This is a genomic window from Brevibacterium sp. LS14 (genome assembly GCF_012027885.1).
GTDB classification, from domain to species: Bacteria; Actinomycetota; Actinomycetes; order Actinomycetales; family Brevibacteriaceae; genus Brevibacterium; species Brevibacterium casei.
The window spans coordinates 62,009-79,029 of sequence record NZ_SJXG01000049.1; the positions used below are offsets into that span (position 1 = coordinate 62,009).

The following is a 17,021-nucleotide window of genomic DNA, read 5'->3' on the forward strand; positions in this document are numbered from 1 at the left end:
ACGCGAAGGAGATCCCATGTCCCGCTCCGATGTCCTCATCACCGCCGAGGAGCTCTCCGGGCTCACTGCCCGCCGGATTCCGCCGAGGCTGCTCGACGTCCGCTGGACGCAGCTCCGACCCGACGGGCGGGACGACTTCGCCCGTGGCCACCTGCCGCACGCGCTCTACGTCGACCTCGATTCTGAGCTGGCCGACCCCGACCGCAGCGATCCCCGCGCGGGACGCCACCCGCTGCCGAGTCCCGCCCGGTTCGAGGAGACCGTACGAGGTTGGGGCATCGACACGGGCACCGAGGTCATCGTCTACGACGACAACGCAGGCCTCGGGGCCGCCCGCGCGTGGTGGCTGCTCCGGTGGGCGGGGCTGAGCGCCCGTGTCCTCGACGGCGGCATCGACGCATGGGTGGCCGCCGGCGGTGACCTCGAGTTCGGTGCCGGTTCCCCCGTCGAACCCTCCTCCGTCGTCATCACTCCGGGGTCGATGCCCGTCATCGACGCCGACACCGCCGCCCAGTGGGACGGGGTGCTCCTCGACGCCCGCGCGCCCGAGCGCTTCCGTGGAGAGACCGAGCCGTTCGACTCCCAGGCCGGGCACATCCCGGGGGCGAAGAACGCTCCCGTGACGGAGAACGCCGAGGGCGGTCGCATCCTCAGTGAGGAGGCGCTGCGGGAGCGCTTCTCCGAGCTCGGGGCGCTCGACGATCCCGTCGCCGTCTACTGCGGGTCCGGGGTCACGGCCTGCCATAACGCGATGGTGCTCGCGAGCCTCGGAGTCGGCTCAAGCCTCTACCCCGCGAGCTGGTCGGGATGGTCGTCCGATCCCAGTCGCAGCGTCGCGACCGGGGCGTAGCTCACCCGCAGTCCGGGGCCTCGTCGCTGCCCTCGTACTCGACGGGCAGCTGTCCTGTGGCGCTGAGGTCGCCCTTGAGCCATTTCGCGACGGCCCCGAGCGCATACGGGTTCGAATCATAGGCCGTGACGGCGGACTTCGCAGGGGTGCCGCGCATCGTCCAGGGAGCGGCGGTGCCGACGGCCACCTCGGCGGAGGTGCCCGGGCTCAGGCTCACCGTCGTCCCCCCGCTGCCCACGCTCAGGCCCGCAGTCTCCGCGGCCCTGCGCAAGGCCGCCTTCTCCTTCTCGCTGCCGCCGACGATGGAGATCGCATCCGTGCCTGCGAACTCGCACTCGCCCTTGAGCACGGTGAGCGACTTCTCGGCGACCTCGGTGAGGACGGCCTCGGGATCGGCGGGGCTGGCGGCGGGGTCGTCCTGCTGCTGCGCTGCCGCGGTCGCGAGCTGCATCGCGACGACCCGTCGCGACTTCTCGACGAGGTCGTCGCGCTTGAGCGTCCCATCGCCGAGCGCCGCGGCGACCGCGTCCTGCGCGGCTGCCGCGTCAGGGGGCATGAGCGCGAGGTCGGCGCCGGCGGCGAGCGCGTTCACTGCCGCATCGCCGTTCGCGCTCTGTGTCACGGCCTCCATGTTGAGCGCGTCGGTGACGACGACGCCGTCGAAGCCGAGGTTCTCCCGCAGCGCCGTGTACGCCTTCGGGTTGAGGCTCGCGGGTGTCGTCTTCGCATCGGGCAGGCCGATGTGGCCCATCATCACCATGGGCACCCCCGCATCGACGGCCGACTGGAAGGGGAGGAGGTCGGAGTCCTCGAGTTCGTCGATCGACTTCTCCGACACCGGCAGACCCTCATGCGAGTCGACGGTGAGACGGCCGTGCCCGGGGAAGTGCTTCGCCGAGCTCGCCACCCCACCGGCGTCGTAGCCCTCGACGGCACGGGCGACCACCTCGGCGACGTCCTCGGCATCACCGCCGGCGGAGCGGACGTTGATGGCGACGTCCTTCGGTCCCACCGTGACATCGGAGTCCGGGGCGAAGTCGATCGTGAACCCGAGGTCTGAGAGGTTCTCCGCCTGCACCGTCGTCGCCGTCGTCGTCAGCTTCTCATCGTCCGCGGCGCCGAAGGCCATGAGCGGCGGGAACGGCAGGGCCGCGGTGCTCAGCCGGGAGACGGGCCCACCCTCCTGGTCGACGGCGATCGACACCGGCTGACCCTTCGTCCTCGCCCCGGCGATGGCCGTCGTCAGCTGCGTGACCTCCTCGGCGGTCGGAGTCTCGGAGAGGTTGTCCGCCATGACGATGACCCCGCCGAGGCTGTCCTTCTCCACCATGTCCACTGCGGTCTGCGGCCCCGTACCCGACCAGGTCCCGATGATGAGGGAGCCTGCGAGCTCGTCATCGGAGAAGGAGTCGACGATATCGGCGGCCTCGTCGGCGAAGTCGGCAGGAGTGGGGCTCGGGACGGCCTCGCTCGACGCAGGCGCGGACGTCCCCGAGCCCGCCGAAGGCTGCGTCCCTTCGTCCCCGGCCCCTCCCCCGCCGGCCGAGCAGCCGGTGAGGGTGAGGGCGAGTGCCGTGGTCAGAGCCGTCAGGCGCATGCGAGTTGGCATGCTCCCATGCTAGTCGGGGCGAAACACGTCCGTCTGCGAAGACCCCGCACGGACCAGTCGCCCTGCCCCACTAGAATCGGTCCATGGTCGATTTCGCTCACTCCGCCCGTTCCACCATCGGTGTCGAATGGGAACTCGCTCTGCTCGACGGTGAGAGCCTGGATCTCACGCCCGCAGCGGAGTCCCTCCTCGCCGACGTTGCCGAACGCGCTCCCGAGTTCGAGAAGCGGATCGTCGGCGAGATGCTCACGAACACGATCGAACTCGTCTCCGGTGTCCACACCACAGTCGCCGACGTCGCCGATGACCTCGCGACCTCGATGGGAGCGCTGCGCACGCTCACCGAGGCCCGCGGGATCGAGCTCATGTCGGCAGGCACCCACCCCTTCGCACAGTGGCAGATGCAGGAGGTCAGAGCGAAGGACCGTTACCTCGAACTCGTCGATCGCACCCAGTGGTGGGGCCGGAACATGCTCATCTTCGGCGTCCACGTCCACGTCGGCATCGACTCCCGGGACAAAGTGCTCCCGATCCTCAATGCGCTGCTCGCCTACGTTCCGCACCTCCAGGCGCTCAGCGCCTCCTCCCCGTTCTGGGGTGGGACGGACACCGGCTACGCCTCGAACCGCGCGATGATGTTCCAGCAGCTGCCGACCGCGGGCCTGCCCTTCCAGTTCGACTCGTGGGAGGCGTACGAGAAGTACGTCGCCGACATGCTCAAGACCGGCATCATCGACCACCTCAACGAGATCCGCTGGGACATCCGGCCGGCGCCGAACTGGGGCACCGTCGAGGTCCGCGTCTGCGACGGGCTGCCGACGATGGAGGAGATCACCGCGGTCACGGCGTTCATCCAGTGCCTCGTCGACGACTTCTCCGCCCGCCTCGACGCCGGGGAGACCCTGCCGACGATGCCCGACTGGTTCCATGACGAGAACAAATGGCGCGCCGCCCGCTACGGGATGGAGGCGATCATCATCGAGAACGCCGCCGCCGACGAGCGTCTCGTCACCGAATGCATCGCCGACGAGATCGAACGTCTCGCCCCCGTGGCCGAGCGTCTCGGCTGCTCCCGGGAGCTCGCCGGGGTCACCGACCTCATGGCCCGTGGTGTGCCCTATCAGCGTCTCGAGGACGTCTTCCACACAACGGGCTCGCTCACCGAGGTCACCCGGTCCCTCATCCGGGACCTGCGCACCTCGTACGTGTAGCGCTCAGTCCCGCAGGTGCGGGACCAGCAGCTCCTCGAGTTCGGGCAGGCTCGCGGCGACTCCGGGATGGAGGTCGAGATCGCGCAGCTCACCCAGCGGCACCCAGCGCAGCTCGATGCTCTCGGGGTCGCTGATGACCGGCTCGAGGGGACGCCGGGTGCGTGCGATGACCGTCGTGTACGTCCAGGTGTCGAGGTCGAGGACGTGGCAGTCGAGGATCTCGACGTCGTCCCCGTCCGGGTCGGGCACCCCGGCCTCTTCGAAGGACTCTCGGATCGCGGCGTCGATCGCCGCCTCGCCCATATCCCGCGCGCCGCCGGGGAAGCCCCACGTCCCGCCGGCGACCGACCACAGGGCCCGGTGCTGCATGAGCACCCCGCGCTCGGGGTCGACGAGCATGAGCCCGGCAGCTCCGTTGAGCCCCCAATGCCTCTCCCCGTCCGATCCGAGCGTCCAGCCGTCCCCGGAGCGCCGAGGCGGCAGGGAGTCCGGCAGGTGCCGCGAGCGAGCAGGTTCCTCCTCAGACGAGGACATCATCGACGTCCAGGGACGAGACGGCGGCGAGTCCGAGGTCGCTCGGTCCGGCACCGCGGGTGACGAGTTCGGCGCCGAGGGCTGCGACCATCGCACCGTTGTCCGTGCACAGGCTCAGCGGCGGCACCCGCAGGGTCACCCCCGCCTCGGCGCAGCGGGTCGCGAGCACCTCGCGCAGATGGGCGTTCGCGGCCACCCCGCCGCCGAGGACGACATGGTCGATGCCGGTGTCGGCCGCGGCGAGCAGGGTCTTGGTGACGAGGACGTCGACGACGGCGTCCTCGAACCCGGCGGCGATGTCGGCGACCCGCAGGTCGGTGCCGAGCGTCTCCGCCTTCGTCACTTCGCGCAGGGCGGCGGTCTTGAGCCCGGAGAAGGAGAAGCTGTACCGACGCTCGGGGTCGCGCAGGTCGCTCTTCTTCGCCAGCCCCCGGGGGAACCGCACGGCGCTCCGGTCCCCGGGCACCCCGGTGCCGTCGAGGAGGCCGAGCGCGGCCTTCGAGACGTTCGGTCCGCCCGGGTAGCTCAGGCCCAGCAGACGCGCGGTCTTGTCGAAGGCCTCACCGGCGGCATCGTCGATCGTCGCGCCGAGGAGCTCGATGTCGTCGACGATGTCGCCGATGCGCAGGATCTCGGTGTGCCCGCCGGAGACGAGGAGGGCGATCGTCGGAGTGGTCAGTCCGTCGATGTCATCGGCGACGAGGTCGACGGCGACGTGCGCGGCGAGATGGTTGACCCCGTAGAGCGGAAGTCCGAGGGCCGCCGCGAGTCCCTTCGCCGCGCCGACGCCGACCATGAGCGCCCCGGAGAGTCCGGGGCCGGCGGTGACGGCGACCGCGTCGAGCTCGGAGAGCTCGACCCCGGCCTCGTCGCACGCGGCGACGATCGCCGGGCCGATCGCCTGGACGTGGGCACGCGAGGCGACCTCGGGCACGACTCCTCCGAAGCGCACGTGCTCGTCCATCGACGAGGACACGGTGTTCGTCAGAAGCGTCCGGCCCCGGACGATCCCCACCCCCGTCTCATCGCACGAGGATTCGATGCCGAGGACGAGCGGGCCGCTCACCGCGGTCCCCCGTCGTCGCCGAGGTCGTCGTCGCCGAGCGCATCCTCGGCCTCATCGTCGACCTCGAGGTCGAGATCGGCGTAGACCGCCTCGAGGTCGTCCTCACTCGCCTCGGGGACGTCGAGGCCGAGGGTGCGGGCGAACATCCGCAGGTGCGTGTCCCACATCGGACCGAACTGCGCGGCCGTGCGCCTTGCCCTCTCCTCGTCGGCGGCCGACTGGGTGAAGACGAGCACGGTCCCCGCCGGCACGACCCCCATCGCGGAGACGGCGGCCGCCTCCGGGCCCGCCTCGACGGGCAGGTCGGGGACGACCTCGACGGGCAGGAGCTGGATCCCGAGCACCCCGAAGTCGGGGAACTCGACGAGGACGTGCTCGTCTGCCTCACAGCTGAGGATCTCCCCGACGAGGGCGGAGTCCGCGGACTCGGTCCCCTCGAGCTCGAGGGTGACGGTGTCACCGTCGACGGTGAAAGGCGCGAACCACTCACCGGCGCGGGTCCCGTCCGTCAGGACCGCCCAGGTCGCATCCGGGGCCACGGACAGCGGCATCTCGATGACGAGGTCGGTGCCGTTCTCCCAGGTCACCAGGCGGGGCGCGGGAGTGCTCATGCTTCGGTCCATGCGGTGTTCAGCTCTTCCACCTCGGCATCGGTGAGGACGAGCTCGGTGCCGGCGAGGAGCTCGGTGAGCTGGTCGGGCACCCGCGCCGAGGCGATCGTGGCGGGGATGAAGTCGTGGCTGAGCTGCCATGCGATGGCCGTCGCCGTCATCGAGGTGTCGTGGCTGCTCGCGATGTCGTGGAGGACCTCGAGGGCCCGCAGCGCCGCCTGGTCGTCGAGGAGGTCGGTGACCCGGTCCCCGCGGACGCTGCCGGTGGCGTCTCCGCCCGTGTGCTTGCCGGTGAGGAAGCCCGAGGCGAGCGAGTGGTAGGGCAGTTCGGCGATGCCGCGCGAGCGCAGGTACTCCTGCTTCTCCGCGTCGACGGCCGCCCGGGAGACGAGGTTGAATCTGTCCTGGACGACCCGGTAGTGGGCCAGCGAGTACTTCTCGCTGATCTTCATCGCCGACTTCAGCCGCGCCAGGCTGAAGTTCGAGGCACCGACGTAGCTCACCTTGCCCGAGCGCACGAGCGCGTCGAAGGTCTCGGCGACGGCGACCTGGTCGACCTTCTCGTCGTCGGTGTGCGCATAGTAGAGGTCGACGCGGTCGGTGCCGAGGCGACGCAGCGAGGCGTCGAGCGCCTCGCGGATGTTCACCGGGTCGAGGCCCTTGTGCTTCGGGTGCATCCCGACCTTGGTGGCGATGACCATCTCGTCGCGGTTGCCGCGGGAGGCCATCCATTCGCCGATGATCGTCTCCGACTCACCGCCGGAGTTGCCCTCGACCCACACCGAGTAGGCGTCGGCGGTGTCGATGAAGTTCCCGCCCGCCTCGGCGTAGGCATCGAGGACGGCGAAGCTCTCGTCGCGGTCGGCACCCCACCCGAACGGGTTCCCGCCGAGTTGGAGCGGGTGGACCATGAGATTCGTGTCAGCCAGTTGCACTCGTGTCATGTCTCCAGCCTACTCGTGGCGATAGAATCGATGCACCGGGCCACAGTGAGGAGCCGCCATGTCCGCCACGCAGTTCTCTGCGCACCTGAGGGAGGCGACCGCCGCCATCCATGACGATGTCGAGCACACCGACTTCATGGTCGATCTCATGGAGGGCAGGCTCGACGCCGAGGCGTACGCGACCCTGCTCACCCAGTACGAGGTGATCTACTCAGCGCTCGAGGACCGGGCACGCGCGTTCGCCGACGACCCCGTCTTCGCCCCCTTCCACGACCCCCGCCTCGACCGCCACGCGCGCATCGTCTCCGACCTCGAGGCGCTGGGGGCCGGGGACATCGCCGTCACCGAGACGGCCCTCGACTATGCGAGCGAGCTCGCCGCGATCACGACGCCCGAGGCGATGATCGCCCACCACTACACGCGCTACCTGGGCGACCTCTCCGGCGGGCAGGCGATCGGCACGCTCATGGGCCGGCACTACGGGATCGGACCGGAGGCCCTGACGATGTGGGACTTCTCCGCACTCGGGAAGACGAAGCCGTACAAGGACGCCTACCGGGCGCACCTCGACGGCATCGCCACGACCGGCGGAGACGAAGAGGTCGTGACCGCCGAGACGCTCGACGCCTTCGACCTCAACGGGACGCTGCTGACCGAACTCACCCAGGCCCGCGAGGAGTCCGTCGCCTGAGAGGGTCTCAGCGGGCGCTGCGGCGCATGAGGACGGCATCGGCACCGGGATAGTAGTCGGGTCTCCTCCCCCACTCCTCGAAGCCGAGCGAACGGTAGAGGCCGATCGCCGGCGCATTGCCCTCGGCGACCTCGAGGTGGATGAGACCGGCCCCCGCATCGACGGCCCAGTCGATGCCCGCGAGCAGCAGGGTGCGTCCGACTCCGCGGCCGCGGGCCGCCTCGGTGGTCGCGATCGTCATGACATCGCCCTCGGCGCCGACGGCGGACATGACGACCCACCCGGCGAGTGCGCCCGAGTCCTCGTCCCGGGCGACGAGCATCGCAGTGCCCGGCTGGGCGGCGACGGCCCAGTAGTACTCGAGGGTCCACGCGGTGGCCCCGAAGATGCGCGCATCGGCCTCGGCCACCTCGCTCAGCTCCCACCACGGCAGCGTGCGCACGTGCACGGTCATCGCAGCGTCCCTACTTGAGCTGGGTCTGACGAACGGGGGTCGCGGCGGCGTCGGGTTCGCGCAGGTACTCGGGGACCGGGTCGCCGAGCTCGCCCCCGGCCTGAAGCACCCGGGCCGCGGCGAGGGCGAGGTACTCGGCCCTCGGGTCGATGACGTCAGGATCCGAGGGGTCGCCGATCGCCTCGGGGTAGAGGGCGAATCCGCGCCCGAACCGCTGCCCCACGGCCTCGGGGTCGAAGTCGTGGGCGGCGAGTTCGCTCGCGAGCTCCGGGGGCTTGGCGACGAGGGGGCCTGAGAGCATCGTCTCCGCCGCTGCGTCCCACACGCTCGCGTAGACCTCCTTGCGGCGGGCGTCGCCGGCGATGAGGACGAGCCCGGCGTCCCCGCGCGCACGACCGCGGCGACGGACCTCCTCGGCGATGGCGGCCTGGGACTCGAGGCCGTGCACGGGGATGTCGCGGGCGAGCCCGACGGCGATGCCGGCGGCGATGCCGACCCGCAGGCCCGTGAACGGTCCCGGGCCGGTGCCCGTGACGACGAGGTCGGGGGCCTCCTCGCGGGCGAGGACACGGGCGAGCGCGGGGCCGATGAACTCGACGTGGTGGCGCTGGTCGGTGGCCTGCTCGGCGGTCAGCACCTCACCGGTGCCGCTGTCGATGAGGGCGACCGAGGCCGCCTGCGAGGTGTCGATTCCGAGAATGATCATCCGTCGTCCTCCGCGTCGGGTCCGAGTCCCGCCCTGATCGCGGCCGTGAGCGCAGGGAGGCGCTCGGCCCAGGCCTGTCCGTGTCCGGTGAGGTCGACGAGGCGCTCCTCGTCGACGAGGTACTCGTCGTCGGCGGGGTCCTCGTCGTCGAGGTCGGCGACGTCGTCTCCGCCGCCGTGGGTGATCGTCACCGCCAGGTAGTCCTGGCTCAGCTGCTCGGCGAGTCCCTCCCCCCATTCGACGACGGTGATCGAGTCCTCGAGGTCGGAGTCGAGGTCGAGGTCGGAAAGCTCCTCGGCGGCACCGAGCCGGTAGGCGTCGACGTGGACGAGAGTGGGCCCGCCCGTCCGGGACGGGTGTTCGCGGGCGATGACGAACGTCGGGGAGGTGATGCGCCCGCGCACCCCGAGGCTCGCACCCAGGGCCTGCGTGAACGTCGTCTTCCCGGCCCCGAGGTTGCCGGTGAGGATGAGGAGGTCACCGGCGCGCAGGTGGGGGGCGAGCGCCTCGGCGAGGGTGCGCATCTGCTCGAGCGTGTGGATCCGGATCCTCATCGGGCCTCCGTCCTCGTCGGGTCGGCCGGGGCAGGGGCTGGTTCGGCTGGGTCGGCCGGATCTGCCGTGTCGATGAGGACCCGGTCGACGCGGTCGCTGATGCGGGTGACGATCTCGTAGTTGATCGTCTCCGCCCAGTCCCCCCATTCGGCAGCGGACGGGCCGCCGGGGCCGAAGAGGACGACCTCGTCGCCGATGGCGATCTCGGCGTCGCCGACGTCGACGATGAACTGGTCCATGGCGATGCGCCCGACGACGGGGAACCGGCGGCCGCGGATGGTCACCTCGGCGCGGTTCGACGCCGAGCGGGGCACCCCGTCGCCGTACCCGCCGGGCACGAGCGCGAACTTCGTGTCCGCCTCGGCGGTGTACGTCAGCCCGTAGGAGGCGCCGTGGCCGGCGGGGATGTGCTTGAGGTTGACGACCTCGGAGACGAGCCGCATGACGGGTGCGAGCCCGAGGTCGTCGGGGCCCGCGTCGGCGAGCGGGGAGAGTCCGTAGAGGGCGAGCCCGACCCTCACCGAGGTGCCGGGCACGGGTCTGAGCGTGAGCGCGGCTGGGGAGTTCGCGATGTGGACGTCGAGGTCGGAGGCCTCGCCGAGGCGGCCGCGGGCCGCCTCGAGAAGCGCGGTGAGCTCGCGGCGGGCTGCGTCGAAGACCTCCTGCTGCTCGGCGGTCTCGGGGCGTTCGGGTTCGTCGGCGACGGCGAAGTGGCTCATGATCCCGGCGACGACGAGCGGCGGCTGCTCCTCCTCCGCGCAGGAGCGCAGCGTCGTGAGGACCGCGGCGATGTCGTCGGGGGCGAGTCCGTTGCGGCCGAGTCCGCTGTCGACCTTGAGGTGGACGCGGGCCCGGATGCCGGTGCTCCGCGCGGCCGCGGCGACCCGGTCGAGGGCGCCGGGGGTCGAGACGCCGAGGGCGATGTCCGCACGCAGGGGCGCCTCGAGGTCGCTGCCGGGACCAAAGAGCCACGCCATGATCTCGGCGTCGGGGCCGAGCAGCTCGCGCAGGGTCAGCGCCTCGGGCAGGGTGGCGACGCAGAACTCGCGGAAGCCCGCGGCGTGGAGGACCGGGGCGACGAGGTCGACTCCGTGGCCGTAGGCGTCGGCCTTGACGACGCACTTGAGCCGGGCGGGACCGACCACCTCGGCGAGGGCGGCGGCGTTGGCCCGCAGAGCGGACGCGTCGATCTCAGCCCTGATGAGGGAAGTGTCGCGAGAGGTCACTGGACAAGGATACCGTCAGCGGCCCCGCCTGAGTGGACGAGGGCGCACGTGACCTGCCCGACCGCGGTGACGAGCTGTTCGGCGTTGATCGACAGGTCTCCTGCCGCATTGTGGAGGAGCACGCCGAGGCCCGCGGTGTGGGCGGCCGCCCGGTCGGGCATCGGGCCGTCCTCGCCGGCGGTGCGCCGCTTCGCCTGCGCGGCCGCGAGCAGGGTGCCGATGATCCCGGTGAGCACGTCGCCGGAGCCGGCGGTCGCGAGGCTCGCCGGTCCCGGTGCGGGCAGGACCGCGAACCCGTCGGGGCACGCGATGACCGTGCGGGAGCCTTTGAGGAGGACGACGTGCCCGGTGTCCGCGGCCGCGCGCCGGGCCCACAGCAGCGGGTCGGCGGCGACCCGTCCGGCGGTGATGATCTCGCCGAGGAGGCGGCTGAGCAGGCGGGAGAGCTCACCGGCGTGCGGGGTGAGGACGACGGGCCGCCCGCGCAGCCGGCCTGCCGCGCCCGGGACCGGGGTCGCCTCGGCGTGGCCGACCATCTCGATGGCTCCGGCGTCGAGGACGACGGGGACGGGGGTGCCGTTGATCGCCGCGAGCCCCGTCTCGATCGCCCCGGCCTCGGGGTCCCCGGAGCCGACGACGAGGGCGTCGAGGCGTCCGGGGCCGAGCACCACCTCGGCATGGCGGTCGAGCACCCGCTCCCCGACGTCGTGGGCGCCGAGGAACCGGACCATGCCCGGGCCCGTGTTCACGGCGGATCCGGTCGTGAGCACACCGGCGCCCGGGTACTCGCGGGAGCCGGCGACGATGCCGAGGACGCCGCGGGAGTACTTGTGGGACTCCGGGCCGGGCCGGGGGAACTCGGCGGCGAGGTCACCTGAGTCGAGGAGTTCGGCGACGGCGGTCTCGGAGTCGAGGCCGAGGCCGATGTCGACGACGCGGACGGGTCCGGTGAACCGGGCGGAGCGGGGGTCGATGAGCTCGGCCTTGAGGCCGCCGAAGGTGAGCGTCGCATCCGCGTGGACCCGCGAGTCCGGCCCCGACGTCCCGTCGCCGGTCGCGGACTCGCCGGGGTCGAGGTCGGAGGGCATGTCGACGGCGATGACGGTGCCGGCGAAGTCCGATTCCCGCCAGTCGCGGATGAGGCGGGCGACGTGCTGGGGCAGTCCCCGGCGACCGCCCGTGCCGAGGATGCCGTCGAGGACGAGGTCGGCGCGGGCGAGTTCGCTCAGCGCATCGGAGCGGGCCATGTCCGCGTCATCGCTGTCGGCGGCGATGACGTCGGCACCCGCGCGCACGGCGTCGGCCAGTCCCGCCTCGTGCGTGGTGGCGAAGAGTCGGATGATCCCGACCCGGGCGCCGCGGCGGGCGAGGGCGGCTGCCGCGTGGAGGGCGTCGCCGGCGTTGTTGCCGGGGCCGGCGAGGACGCAGACCCGGGAGCCGGTGGCGAGTCCGCGGTCGGCGCGGAGCACCTCGGCGCAGAATCGGGCGAGCGCCGCGGCGGCGCGCGCCATAAGCGGGACGCCCGCCTCGAGCAGCGGGACTTCGGCGTCGCGCACGGTGCGGCTCGGGTACGCGTAGGTCGGCATCTCGGCCTCCTCTCTGCCTTGTCGGCTCTCCTGGTCTCAGTCCCCGGCGAGCCGGTCGAGTCTTCGCGCGGCGAGGTGGGCGAGGAAGAGCGCCTGGTCGGCAAGTCCCTCGTCGCTGTGCCGGGCCCGGGGCGAATGGTTGGCCTCCCGCTCCTCGACGGGCAGGGTGGGCAGGGCGGCGCCGAAGTGGCCGTAGGCGCCGGGCACCTCGGCGAGCACGCGGGAGAAGTCCTCGGACCCGGGCAGGGGGTCGGGCCGGGTCCACGTCCGGTCGGCGCCGAAGAGGTCGGCGAAGGTCTCGAGGAAGAAGTCCGCCTCGGCGTCGTCGTTGATCGTCGGCGGCAGGATCCGCTCGTAGGCGACCTCGGCCTCAAGCCCGTGGGCGGCGACGAGGGTGGTGACGAGGTGGGGCAGCTCCGCCTCGGCGCGGGTGGTCACGGTCTCGGAGAAGGAGCGGACGCTGACGACGAGTGTCGCGAGGTCGGGGATGACGTTGGGGGCGGTGCCGCCGTTGAACTGGCCGACGGTGACGACGATGGGGTCGAAGACGTCGAAGCGGCGGGTGACGTACTCCTGGAGCTGGCCGACGAGCATCGCCCCGACGGAGATGGGGTCGCGTCCGGTCGCCGGCCGGGACGCGTGGGTGCCCTTGCCGTGGACGGTGATCGTCATCTTCGCGAACGCCGCCATGTACGGTCCGCGCCGGCTCGACCCGAGGCCGAGGTCCTGGTCGGCGGAGACGTGGAGGCCGTAGGCGGCCTTCACGCGGGGACCGGCGGCGTCGAGGACGCCCTCGTCGATCATCCGCCCGGCCCCGTCGAAGCCCTCCTCACCGGGCTGGAACATGAAGACGACGTCGCCGGGCAGCTCGGCGCGGCGGTCGTGGAGGAGGCGCAGCGCCCCGACGAGGCCTGCGGTGTGGAGGTCGTGGCCGCACGCGTGCATGTTCCCGTTCGTCGCGGCGAAGTCGAAGCCGGTCGCCTCGGGCACCGGCAGGGCGTCCATGTCCCCGCGCAGGAGGACGGCGGGGACGACCCCGGTGGAGTCGGGGGCGCGTCTGCCGCCGCGGAGGACCACGGTGAGCGAGGACAGCGCGGTGCCCTCGGTGACCTCGACGTCGAGGCCTGCGATCGCCTCGCGGACGAGGGCCTGCGTCCTCGGCAGGTCGAGACCGACCTCGGGGGCGGCATGGAGGGCACGACGGAGGGTGACGAGGTCGGGAGCGAGGGCGGCCGCCTCGGCGGGGGTGGGAAGGGAAGCCGTGGGGAGACTCATGGGGAGAGTCTATGCCCCTGCGCGGCCGGTCAGCCGAAGTGGCGGGAGTCCCATTCGACGTCGGGGCTGAGCGAGGGCCCGTCGCCCTCGGCGATGACGAAGGTCATCGTCACGTTCGCGTCGTGGGTGATGGAGAGGTGGAGGTTCGTGCCGCCGATGGCGCGGAAGTGCTCGAGGACGAGCCCGCGGAGACGGAACGACGGAGCCCCGGAGCGGGCGGGGACGACCTCGGCGGACTGCCAGGGCAGCCATCCGGGGAAGCCGATCGCCTTCTTCAGGGCCTCCTTGGCGGAGAACCGGGCGGCCAGGGACGCGTCCGTGCGGCGCTTCCCATTGCGTTTGAGCTGCTCGGCGGGGGTGAGGAGACGGTCGAGGAGTTCGGGCACCCGTTCGATGTGCTCGGCGAAGCGGGGAACGTCGGCGATGTCGGTGCCGATGCCGAGAATGGCCATGGCTGCTCCTCAGACGCTCAGCGCTGCGCGGTCCCGGCGGGGTGCCGGGACCGCGGAGCGGGTGATCACTCGACGGTGACGGACTTCGCGAGGTTGCGCGGCTGGTCGACGTCGAGGCCCTTGGCCGTCGCGAGCTCCATCGCGAAGATCTGGAGCGGGACGGTGGTGAGCAGCGGCGCGAGCAGGGTCGACGTCTCGGGGACGTAGATGACCTCGGAGGCGAACTCGCGAACGTCCTCGTCTCCCTCCTCGGCGATGACGACGGTGTTCGCACCGCGCGCCCGGACCTCCTGGATGTTCGAGATCACCTTGGCGTGGAGCGAGTCGCGGCCGCGCTTCGACGGCACGACGATGATGACGAGCTGGCCGTCGTCGATGAGCGCGATCGGTCCGTGCTTGAGCTCTCCGGCGGCGAAGCCCTCGGCGTGGATGTAGGCGAGCTCCTTGAGCTTGAGCGCACCCTCCATCGCCACCGGGTAGCCGACGTGACGGCCGAGGAAGAGCACCGAGCCGACGTCCTCGTTGCGGCGGGCGAGCTCGAGCACCTGGTCCTTGCCCTCGTCGAGGATCCGCTGGATCTTCTCCGGGATCGTCTGCAGGTCCTTGAGGATGAGCGCGATCTCGTCGCGGAACTTGTTCCCGCGCAGCTGCGCGAGGTAGAGGCCGAGGAGGTAGCACGCGACGACCTGGGAGAGGAACGCCTTCGTCGAGGCGACGGCGATCTCCGGTCCCGCGTGCGTGTAGAGCACGGCATCGGATTCGCGCGGGATCGTCGAGCCGAAGGTGTTGCAGATCGCGATGACCTTCGCGCCCTGCTCGCTGGCGTGGCGCACGGCCATGATCGTGTCCATCGTCTCCCCCGACTGGGAGACGGCGACGATGAGGGTCTTCTCGTTGACGACGGGGTCGCGGTAGCGGAACTCGTGGGCGAGTTCGACCTCGACGGGGATGCGGCACCAGTGCTCGATCGCGTACTTCGCGACCTGGCCGGCGTAGGCGGCGGTGCCGCACGCGACGACGACGATCTTGTCGATGGTCTTGAGCACGGACTCGTCGATGTTCATCTCGTCGAGCGAGAGTCGGCCCTCGGTGTCGAAGCGCCCGAGCAGGGTGTCGCCGACGGCCTGCGGCTGGTCGTGGATCTCCTTGTCCATGAACGAGGAGAAGCCGCCCTTCTCCGCGGCGGCGGTGTCCCAGTCGACCTCGAACTGCTCACCGGGGACGACCTTGCCGGAGAGGTCGGTGATGACGACCGAGTCCGGGGTGATGGTGACGACCTCGTCCTGGCCGATCTCGACGGCGGTGCGCGTGTAGTCGATGAATGCCGCGACGTCGGAGCCGAGGAAGTTCTCGCCCTCGCCGAGGCCGATGACCAGCGGCGAGTTGCGGCGGGAGGCGACGACGGTGCCGGGGAGGTCGGCGTGGACGGCGAGCAGGGTGAAGGCGCCCTCGAGCTGCTGCGCGGTCATGCGCATCGCATCGGTGAGGTCGCCGCACTCGCGGTAGTTCTTCGCCAGCTGCGCGGCCGCCACCTCAGTGTCGGTCTCCGAGGTGAACTCGAAGCCCTCTTCGACCAGCGGAGCCTTGAGCTGGGCGAAGTTCTCGATGATGCCGTTGTGGATGAGCGCGAGGCGCCCGCCGTCGGCGAGGTGGGGATGGGCGTTGGCGTCGGTGGGGCGACCGTGGGTCGCCCACCGGGTGTGACCGATGCCCGTCTGCGCGAGCGGAAGCTGCTTCGCGTCGAGGTCATCGGTGAGATTGGAGAGCTTGCCCGCCTTCTTGGCGGTGGCGAGTTCACCTTCGGGGGTGACGAGCGCGACTCCGGCGGAGTCGTATCCGCGGTATTCGAGCCGCTTGAGCCCGGCGAGCACGACGTCGAGCGCAGTATGGTCGACATCGGTGACCGGCGCACTGGAGACATATCCTACGATTCCACACATGAGAGGAATTTTACTGGGCTGAGTCAACCCCGCCTCCCACCGGGGTCCCAGGCCGTCCGCCGAGGTGACCGGGGGCACTGCCGGCCTGTGACGGCGGCCGCATCGCCGGGGTGACGGCGGCCGCACCGCCGGGGTGTCGGGCCTGTGTGGGAGCGCCCATGACGCATGACACAATTGTCCCCATGCCTCATGTCGATCCGCAGCTTGACCGTGCGCGCCGCCTCGCCGGACTCAACACCGCGAGGAGGCCCGACGACCAGCCGAGCTCCCCGTTCTGGGAGTTCGACCGCGAGGTGTGGGGCACGCTCGCGCAGTCGACGCCGCTGCCGCTGACCCAGCGCGACATCGAGCGTCTGCGCGGCCTCGGCGATCGCATCGACCTCGACGAGGTGGCACAGGTCTACCTGCCGCTCTCGCGCCTGCTCAACCTCTACGTCTCCGCGCGCCAGGGCAAGCACCAGATGACGCGGGAGTTCTTCTCCCCCCTCCACGAGCTCGGCCTCGAACCGCAGGACGCCAAGCGCACGCCGTTCGTCATCGGCGTCGCCGGCTCCGTGGCCGTGGGCAAGTCGACGACGGCCCGCGTCCTGCGCGAACTCCTCGCCCGCTGGCCCGACACCCCCCGCGTCGAGCTCATCACCACCGACGGGTTCCTCTACCCCAACGCCGAGCTCGAACGCCGGCACTTGAGCGGCCGCAAGGGCTTCCCCGAGTCCTACGACCGCCGTCGCCTGCTCCGCTTCCTCTCCGCCGTGAAGTCCGGTGCCCCCGAGGTCCGCGCGCCTGTGTACTCCCACCACACGTACGACATCGTCCCCGGCGCCGAGGTGGTCGTCCGCTCCCCCGATGTCCTCATCGTCGAAGGGCTCAACGTCCTCCAGCCGGCGAGGCCCCGCAGCGACGGCACCGTGGGACTGTCGACGAGCGACTACTTCGACTTCTCCGTCTACGTCGATGCCCGCTCCCGCGACATCCGCGAGTGGTACGTCTCCCGGTTCCTCAAGCTCAAGCACGGCGCCTTCCAGGACCCCGACTCGTACTTCCACCGCTACTCGAAGCTCAGCGACGACGAGGCGATCACCCTGGCCACGGAGATCTGGGATTCGATCAACTTCCCCAACCTCCGGGAGAACGTCCTGCCCAGCCGCGGTCGCGCCGACCTCGTCCTCCACAAGTCCGCCGATCACACGATCCGCAAGGTCCAGCTGCGCAAGCTCTGATCCGCCGCCCGGGGGCGGAAATAGAATCGACCCCCGAACAGTTGCACTGAGTGCACAGTTTGTGATCCCCAAGGAGGCGATGCGCCTTCGTC

At 71.1% G+C, this 17,021-nt stretch carries 17 protein-coding genes; 4 read left to right on the forward strand and 13 right to left on the reverse strand.

Features of this window, described 5'->3' with window-relative positions; genetic code table 11:
• Positions 1-16: 16 nt before the first annotated feature.
• Entirely contained in the window at positions 17-850 is an 834-nt protein-coding gene (locus tag EZE58_RS09730) for a sulfurtransferase (protein ID WP_063249322.1), read from the forward strand.
• 1 nt (position 851) lies between these two features.
• Here EZE58_RS09730 and EZE58_RS09735 read toward each other — a convergent pair whose 3' ends face one another.
• The gene (locus EZE58_RS09735; RefSeq protein WP_227007011.1) at positions 852-2,459 is read right to left on the reverse strand and encodes a glycoside hydrolase family 3 N-terminal domain-containing protein; all 1,608 of its coding nucleotides are present in this window, start codon (positions 2,457-2,459) and stop codon (positions 852-854) included.
• An 83-nt stretch (positions 2,460-2,542) separates the two neighbouring features.
• Between EZE58_RS09735 and EZE58_RS09740 the strand changes: the two genes are divergently transcribed.
• Complete coding sequence (locus EZE58_RS09740; RefSeq protein WP_101624650.1) at positions 2,543-3,670, forward strand: glutamate--cysteine ligase; 1,128 nt, start codon at positions 2,543-2,545, stop codon at positions 3,668-3,670.
• A gap of 3 nt (positions 3,671-3,673) precedes the next feature.
• Here EZE58_RS09740 and EZE58_RS09745 read toward each other — a convergent pair whose 3' ends face one another.
• From EZE58_RS09745 to EZE58_RS09760, 4 genes are read right to left on the reverse strand one after another with little or no spacing between them, the layout of a single operon-like run.
• On the reverse strand, positions 3,674-4,204 hold the full coding sequence (locus EZE58_RS09745; protein ID WP_095376445.1) for an NUDIX hydrolase: 531 nt from the start codon (positions 4,202-4,204) through the stop codon (positions 3,674-3,676).
• Positions 4,191-5,270, reverse strand: a complete 1,080-nt coding sequence (tsaD, locus tag EZE58_RS09750; RefSeq protein ID WP_095376444.1) for a tRNA (adenosine(37)-N6)-threonylcarbamoyltransferase complex transferase subunit TsaD — start codon at positions 5,268-5,270, stop codon at positions 4,191-4,193. Before tsaD ends, EZE58_RS09745 begins: the two co-directional genes overlap by 14 nt.
• The gene (locus tag EZE58_RS09755) at positions 5,267-5,881 is read right to left on the reverse strand and encodes a hypothetical protein (protein WP_009376087.1); all 615 of its coding nucleotides are present in this window, start codon (positions 5,879-5,881) and stop codon (positions 5,267-5,269) included. Before EZE58_RS09755 ends, tsaD begins: the two co-directional genes overlap by 4 nt.
• Entirely contained in the window at positions 5,878-6,825 is a 948-nt protein-coding gene (locus EZE58_RS09760; RefSeq protein ID WP_240941243.1) for an aldo/keto reductase, read from the reverse strand. Before EZE58_RS09760 ends, EZE58_RS09755 begins: the two co-directional genes overlap by 4 nt.
• 58 nt (positions 6,826-6,883) lie before the next feature.
• Between EZE58_RS09760 and EZE58_RS09765 the strand changes: the two genes are divergently transcribed.
• Complete coding sequence (locus tag EZE58_RS09765) at positions 6,884-7,516, forward strand: biliverdin-producing heme oxygenase (protein ID WP_167560421.1); 633 nt, start codon at positions 6,884-6,886, stop codon at positions 7,514-7,516.
• A gap of 7 nt (positions 7,517-7,523) precedes the next feature.
• Here EZE58_RS09765 and EZE58_RS09770 read toward each other — a convergent pair whose 3' ends face one another.
• From EZE58_RS09770 to glmS, 8 genes are all read right to left on the reverse strand, one after another.
• Positions 7,524-7,970: a GNAT family N-acetyltransferase gene (locus EZE58_RS09770; RefSeq protein WP_167560423.1), complete on the reverse strand. Its 447-nt coding sequence runs from the start codon at positions 7,968-7,970 to the stop codon at positions 7,524-7,526.
• Positions 7,971-7,980: 10 nt separating this feature from the next.
• Complete coding sequence (gene tsaB, locus EZE58_RS09775) at positions 7,981-8,676, reverse strand: tRNA (adenosine(37)-N6)-threonylcarbamoyltransferase complex dimerization subunit type 1 TsaB (protein ID WP_167560425.1); 696 nt, start codon at positions 8,674-8,676, stop codon at positions 7,981-7,983.
• Positions 8,673-9,230 (reverse strand): tRNA (adenosine(37)-N6)-threonylcarbamoyltransferase complex ATPase subunit type 1 TsaE, encoded by a 558-nt coding sequence (tsaE, locus tag EZE58_RS09780; RefSeq protein ID WP_167560427.1) that lies wholly within the window; start codon positions 9,228-9,230, stop codon positions 8,673-8,675. The genes tsaB and tsaE overlap by 4 nt, the downstream gene beginning before the upstream one ends.
• Positions 9,227-10,456, reverse strand: a complete 1,230-nt coding sequence (gene alr, locus EZE58_RS09785) for an alanine racemase (RefSeq protein ID WP_167560429.1) — start codon at positions 10,454-10,456, stop codon at positions 9,227-9,229. Before alr ends, tsaE begins: the two co-directional genes overlap by 4 nt.
• Positions 10,453-12,042, reverse strand: a complete 1,590-nt coding sequence (locus EZE58_RS09790; protein WP_167560431.1) for a bifunctional ADP-dependent NAD(P)H-hydrate dehydratase/NAD(P)H-hydrate epimerase — start codon at positions 12,040-12,042, stop codon at positions 10,453-10,455. The genes alr and EZE58_RS09790 overlap by 4 nt, the downstream gene beginning before the upstream one ends.
• A gap of 36 nt (positions 12,043-12,078) precedes the next feature.
• Positions 12,079-13,317: a M20 family metallopeptidase gene (locus EZE58_RS09795; RefSeq protein ID WP_167560433.1), complete on the reverse strand. Its 1,239-nt coding sequence runs from the start codon at positions 13,315-13,317 to the stop codon at positions 12,079-12,081.
• Positions 13,318-13,346: 29 nt separating this feature from the next.
• Positions 13,347-13,769, reverse strand: a complete 423-nt coding sequence (locus tag EZE58_RS09800; RefSeq protein ID WP_167560435.1) for a holo-ACP synthase — start codon at positions 13,767-13,769, stop codon at positions 13,347-13,349.
• 65 nt (positions 13,770-13,834) lie between these two features.
• Positions 13,835-15,709, reverse strand: coding sequence for a glutamine--fructose-6-phosphate transaminase (isomerizing) (gene glmS / locus EZE58_RS09805; RefSeq protein WP_167560437.1), 1,875 nt, complete (start codon positions 15,707-15,709; stop codon positions 13,835-13,837).
• Positions 15,710-15,891: 182 nt separating this feature from the next.
• Here glmS and coaA point away from each other — a divergent pair, with 182 nt between their 5' ends.
• On the forward strand, positions 15,892-16,929 hold the full coding sequence (coaA, locus tag EZE58_RS09810) for a type I pantothenate kinase (protein WP_063249342.1): 1,038 nt from the start codon (positions 15,892-15,894) through the stop codon (positions 16,927-16,929).
• Positions 16,930-17,021 lie beyond the last annotated feature (92 nt).

What these genes read in the sequence shown, in the direction of transcription:
- EZE58_RS09730 (WP_063249322.1), top strand. Translation starts at nt 17, where the DNA reads ATGTCCCGCTCCGATGTCCTCATCACCGCCGAGGAGCTCTCCGGGCTC.
- EZE58_RS09800 (WP_167560435.1), bottom strand. Translation starts at nt 13,769, where the DNA reads ATGGCCATTCTCGGCATCGGCACCGACATCGCCGACGTTCCCCGCTTC.
- EZE58_RS09755 (WP_009376087.1), bottom strand. Translation starts at nt 5,881, where the DNA reads ATGAGCACTCCCGCGCCCCGCCTGGTGACCTGGGAGAACGGCACCGAC.
- EZE58_RS09740 (WP_101624650.1), top strand. Translation starts at nt 2,543, where the DNA reads ATGGTCGATTTCGCTCACTCCGCCCGTTCCACCATCGGTGTCGAATGG.
- tsaE (WP_167560427.1), bottom strand. Translation starts at nt 9,230, where the DNA reads ATGAGGATCCGGATCCACACGCTCGAGCAGATGCGCACCCTCGCCGAG.
- coaA (WP_063249342.1), top strand. Translation starts at nt 15,892, where the DNA reads ATGCCTCATGTCGATCCGCAGCTTGACCGTGCGCGCCGCCTCGCCGGA.
- EZE58_RS09790 (WP_167560431.1), bottom strand. Translation starts at nt 12,042, where the DNA reads ATGCCGACCTACGCGTACCCGAGCCGCACCGTGCGCGACGCCGAAGTC.
- EZE58_RS09735 (WP_227007011.1), bottom strand. Translation starts at nt 2,459, where the DNA reads ATGCCAACTCGCATGCGCCTGACGGCTCTGACCACGGCACTCGCCCTC.
- EZE58_RS09745 (WP_095376445.1), bottom strand. Translation starts at nt 4,204, where the DNA reads ATGTCCTCGTCTGAGGAGGAACCTGCTCGCTCGCGGCACCTGCCGGAC.
- EZE58_RS09765 (WP_167560421.1), top strand. Translation starts at nt 6,884, where the DNA reads ATGTCCGCCACGCAGTTCTCTGCGCACCTGAGGGAGGCGACCGCCGCC.
- EZE58_RS09795 (WP_167560433.1), bottom strand. Translation starts at nt 13,317, where the DNA reads ATGAGTCTCCCCACGGCTTCCCTTCCCACCCCCGCCGAGGCGGCCGCC.
- glmS (WP_167560437.1), bottom strand. Translation starts at nt 15,709, where the DNA reads ATGTGTGGAATCGTAGGATATGTCTCCAGTGCGCCGGTCACCGATGTC.
- tsaB (WP_167560425.1), bottom strand. Translation starts at nt 8,676, where the DNA reads ATGATCATTCTCGGAATCGACACCTCGCAGGCGGCCTCGGTCGCCCTC.
- EZE58_RS09760 (WP_240941243.1), bottom strand. Translation starts at nt 6,825, where the DNA reads ATGACACGAGTGCAACTGGCTGACACGAATCTCATGGTCCACCCGCTC.
- EZE58_RS09770 (WP_167560423.1), bottom strand. Translation starts at nt 7,970, where the DNA reads ATGACCGTGCACGTGCGCACGCTGCCGTGGTGGGAGCTGAGCGAGGTG.